Source organism: Streptomyces marokkonensis (assembly GCF_039539045.1).
Lineage (GTDB): Bacteria > Actinomycetota > Actinomycetes > Streptomycetales > Streptomycetaceae > Streptomyces > Streptomyces marokkonensis.
The window spans coordinates 1-4223 of the sequence record NZ_BAABCQ010000307.1 but is presented as its reverse complement, the minus strand read 5'-3'; the positions used below and the strand labels follow the sequence as shown (position 1 = coordinate 4223).

The window sequence follows — 4223 nt, the reverse complement described above, 5'->3', positions numbered from 1 at the left end:
GGCCTGATTCCCAGTCAGCGGGGTTTGTCTTCGCGGCTGTTGGGCCGTTCCGACGAGGTGAGACTCTAGCGGATTCCCGGCTCCCGAGCTAATCGGGGGCCGCGTCCTTTCGGACTTGGATTCCTCATTCCGCAAATTGCACGCACCGACAGGACGACGACGCCGACAGTGCGACTGTTCGTCGAGAAGTGGTGAGTACTTGCGGAATCGCTGTCCGGGGACCGACCGGGGTCGGCGCTCACGTCGGACAACTCGGAGAACACTACGAGTGCGGGACGGGCGTGTCAAACCCCGGGCCGTGCGGCCTCCGGCGGCGTACGGTGACAGGCGTGACGACACGTACGTGCACCGGGCTCTGGTGGGCCGCCTGACGGCGGCCGTACGCACGTATGTACTCAACGGTCGCCGCTTCGGCGGCCGTTCTCGTATCTCCCTCCAGGAGGGGCGGCCGGCGGTTGGCGCGGCCCCGACCAGGAGGTGGAGAGATGACACGGGTCTTCAGTGGGATCAAGCCGACCGGACACCTGACGCTGGGGAACTATCTGGGAGCCGTGCGGCGGTGGGCCGGGGAGGACCAGCACCGGTCGGACGCGCTGTTCTGCGTCGTGGACCTGCACGCCCTGACCGTGGACCACGATCCGGCGCGGGTGCGCAGACTGAGTCGGCAGGCGGCCTCCCTCCTGCTGGCAGCCGGGCTGGATCCGGAGCTGTGCACCGTGTTCGTGCAGAGCCACGTGGACGAGCACGCCCGGCTGTCGTACGTACTGGAGTGCGTCGCCACCGACGGCGAGATGCGGCGGATGATCCAGTACAAGGAGAAGGCCGCGCGGGAACGGGAGCGGGGCGGGAGTGTGCGGCTGTCGCTGCTGACGTATCCCGTACTGATGGCGGCCGACATCCTGGCGTACGGGACGGACGACGTGCCGGTGGGGAACGACCAGACGCAGCACGTGGAGCTGGCGCGGGATCTGGCGGTGCGGTTCAACCAGCGGTACGGGCACACGTTCGTGGTGCCGCGGGCCACGAGTCCGGCGGTGGCGGCACGGGTGATGAACCTGCAGGAGCCGGTGTCGAAGATGGGGAAGAGTGACGACGTCGGGCCGGGGATCGTCTATCTGCTGGACGAGCCGGACGTGGTGCGGAAGAAGGTCATGCGGGCCGTGACCGACAGCGGGCGCGAGGTCGTGTACGACCGGAAGGAGCGGCCGGGGCCGGCGAATCTGCTGGAGATCCTCGCCGCCTGCACGGGCGGGGAGCCGGCGGAGCTGGCGGGTGCTTACGACTCGTACGGCGCGTTGAAGAAGGACACCGCGGAGGCCGTCGTCGAGGTGCTGCGGCCCGTGCGGGAGCGGCACCAGGAGCTGTGCGCGGACCCCGGGTATGTGGAGGGCGTGCTCCGGGAGGGTGCTCGGAAGGCCCGGGCGATGGCGCGGCCGACCGTGGACGCCGCCTACCGGGCGATCGGGCTGCTGCCTCCCGCGGGCCCCTGAGCGGGTGAACGGCCGCAGCGTCACCGACCGACCGCCGTGGACCCCCGTCGCGGGGCCGGCGGACCGGTCGGGGGCCCGCGGTCAGTCCTTGGTGCCGGAGGCGAGTTCGCGGCTGCGGTCGCGGGCGGCTTCCAGGGCGGCGATGAGGGCGGCGCGGACGCCGTGGTTCTCCAGTTCGCGGATGGCGTTGATGGTGGTGCCGGCGGGGGACGTGACGTTCTCGCGGAGCCTGACCGGGTGTTCGCCGCTGTCGCGGAGCATGGTCGCGGCGCCGATCGCGGACTGGACGATCAGGTCGTGGGCCTTGTCGCGGGGCAGGCCGAGGAGGATGCCGGCGTCGGTCATGGCTTCGACCAGGTAGAAGAAGTACGCCGGGCCGGAGCCGGAGAGGGCGGTGCAGGCGTCCTGCTGGGACTCGGGGACGCGGAGGGTCTTGCCGACGGCGCCGAAGATCTCCTCGGTGTGGGTCAGGTGGGCGGCGGTGGCGTGGGTGCCGGCGGAGATGACGGACATGGCCTCGTCGACGAGAGCCGGGGTGTTCGTCATGACGCGGACCACCGGGGTGCCGGGAGCGAGGCGTTCCTCGAAGAAGGCGGTCGGGATGCCGGCCGCGCCGCTGATGACCAGGCGGTCGGCGGGGACGTGCGGGGCGAGTTCGTCGAGGAGGGTGCCCATGTCCTGCGGCTTGACCGTGAGGATCAGGGTGTCGGCGGACTTGGCGGCCTCGGCGTTGGTGACCGGGGTGACTCCGTGGCGGGTGCGGAGCTCTTCGGCCCGTTCCTCGCGGCGGGCGGTGACCAGGAGGTCGGCGGGGGCCCAGCCGGCTCCGATCATTCCGCTGAGCAGCGCTTCGCCGATCTTGCCGGTGCCGAGGACTGCGACTTTGTGGGTCATGGCTTTCGGTGCCTTCCGGTGCCCTCTGGGGTGCGTCGTCCGTCGGCGTCATCCTCGCATCCGGAGGGTGGGTGCGGTCGGGGCGTCCGGTGGGCGGAATGCCGGTGGGGCTGCTGTGCCGGTGGGACTGCTGTGCCGTGGGGTGCCTGTGCCGGTGGGGCGGCTATGCCGTGCGGCGTTTGAGGGTGGCCGCGCCCAGGGCCAGGACCAGGAATGCGCAGCCCGCGACGATCAGGGCGTCCCGTACGAAGGCGGTGGTGATGTCGGGGTGGCGCAGGACTTCGTTCATGCCGTCGACCGCGTAGGACATGGGGAGGACGTCGGAGATCGTCTCCAGGGCCGGGTGCATCCTGTCTCGCGGTGTGAAGAGGCCGCAGAGGAGGAACTGGGGGAAGATCACGGCCGGCATGAACTGGACCGCCTGGAACTCGGAGGCCGCGAAGGCCGAGACGAAGAGGCCCAGTGCCGTGCCGAGGAGGGCGTCGAGCAGGGCGACCAGGAGGAGGAGCCAGGGGCTGCCCGTCACGTCGAGGCCGAGGAACCAGACCGCCAGTCCGGTCGCGAGGGCCGACTGGACGAGGGCGAGGGCGCCGAAGGCGAGGGCGTAGCCGGCGATGAGGTCGCCCTTGCCCAGCGGCATGGCGAGGAGGCGTTCGAGAGTGCCCGAGGTGCGCTCGCGCAGGGTCGCGATGGAGGTGACCAGGAACATCGTGATCAGCGGGAAGATCCCGAGGAGCGAGGCGCCGATGTTGTCGAACGTGCCCGGGCTGCCGTCGAAGACGTAGCGGAGCAGGAACAGCATCACGCAGGGGATCAGCATCAGGAGCGCGATGGTGCGGGGGTCGTGGCTCAGCTGGCGCAGGACCCGGGTCGCGGTGGCCGTGGTGCGGGAGAGGGTGAGAGGGCGGGGACGGGGGGTGGCGGCCGGGTGCGCGGTCGTGGGTGTGGTCGTGGGAGAGGTCATGGGGTGGTCTCCTTCGGGCGGGCCGCCGTGGTCGCCTCGTCGACCAGGTGCAGGAAGGCCTCCTCGACCGTCTCGGAACCGGTGCGGGTGCGCAGGGCCTCGGGGGTGTCCTCGGCCAGGATCTCGCCCTCGCGCATCAGGAAGAGGCGGTGGCAGCGCTCGGCCTCGTCCATGACGTGGGAGGAGACGAGGAGGGAGGCGCCACGGTCGGCGGCGATGGAGTGGAAGAGGTTCCAGAGGTCGCGGCGCAGGACGGGGTCGAGGCCGACAGTCGGTTCGTCGAGGACGAGCAGTTCGGGGGTGCCCAGGAGGGCTACGGCGAGAGAGACGCGGCTGCGCTGGCCGCCGGAGAGGTTGCCGGCCAGGGCGTCGGCGTGGGTGGTGAGGTCGACGTCGGTGATGGCGCGGGTGACGTTGTCGTGCCGGTGGTCGAAGGCGGCGCGGCCGGGGGTGAGGATCGCGGCGAAGTAGTCGAGGTTCTGGCGGACGGTCAGGTCGTCGAAGACGGACGGGGCCTGGGTGACGTAGCCGATGCGCGTGCGCAGGGTGGGGTGGCCGGCGGGGTGACCGAGGATTTCCAGGGTGCCGGTGACCTTGGCCTGGGTACCGGCGATCGCTCGCATGAGGGTCGACTTGCCGCAGCCGGAGGGGCCGAGGAGGCCGGTGATCCGGCCGCGCGGGACGGTGAAGTCGAGGGCGCGCAGGACGGTGCGGGGGCCGCGTACGACGGTGAGGTTCTCGGCGCGGACGGCGGGTGGAGCGGGGGCGCCGCCGCCTTGTTCTTCGGTGGGCGGTTGTTCGGTGGGCGGTTGTTCGGGGGGCGGTTGTTCGGGGGGCGGTTGTTCGGGGGGCGGTTGTTCGGGGGGCGGGGAGAG

The 4223-nt window shown here is 71.2% G+C and carries 4 protein-coding genes; 1 reads left to right on the top strand and 3 read right to left on the bottom strand.

The window, feature by feature from the left end:
* Nucleotides 1-485: 485 nt before the first annotated feature.
* Nucleotides 486-1490: a tryptophan--tRNA ligase gene (trpS, locus tag ABEA26_RS35230; RefSeq protein ID WP_345598057.1), complete on the top strand. Its 1005-nt coding sequence runs from the start codon at nucleotides 486-488 to the stop codon at nucleotides 1488-1490.
* Nucleotides 1491-1571: 81 nt separating this feature from the next.
* Here the strand turns inward: trpS and proC are convergent, their stop codons facing one another.
* The 3 genes from proC to ABEA26_RS35215 all read right to left on the bottom strand — a co-directional run.
* A complete protein-coding gene (proC, locus tag ABEA26_RS35225; protein ID WP_279566434.1) occupies nucleotides 1572-2384 on the bottom strand; it encodes a pyrroline-5-carboxylate reductase in 813 nt (270 codons plus the stop codon).
* A gap of 163 nt (nucleotides 2385-2547) precedes the next feature.
* Nucleotides 2548-3348 (bottom strand): ABC transporter permease, encoded by an 801-nt coding sequence (locus ABEA26_RS35220; RefSeq protein ID WP_345598054.1) that lies wholly within the window; start codon nucleotides 3346-3348, stop codon nucleotides 2548-2550.
* A partial coding sequence (locus tag ABEA26_RS35215) for an ABC transporter ATP-binding protein (protein ID WP_345598053.1) occupies nucleotides 3345-4223 on the bottom strand: 879 nt, incomplete at its 5' end. The genes ABEA26_RS35220 and ABEA26_RS35215, both read right to left, overlap by 4 nt.

What these genes read in the sequence shown, in the direction of transcription:
- proC (WP_279566434.1), bottom strand. Translation starts at nt 2,384, where the DNA reads ATGACCCACAAAGTCGCAGTCCTCGGCACCGGCAAGATCGGCGAAGCG.
- ABEA26_RS35220 (WP_345598054.1), bottom strand. Translation starts at nt 3,348, where the DNA reads ATGACCTCTCCCACGACCACACCCACGACCGCGCACCCGGCCGCCACC.
- trpS (WP_345598057.1), top strand. Translation starts at nt 486, where the DNA reads ATGACACGGGTCTTCAGTGGGATCAAGCCGACCGGACACCTGACGCTG.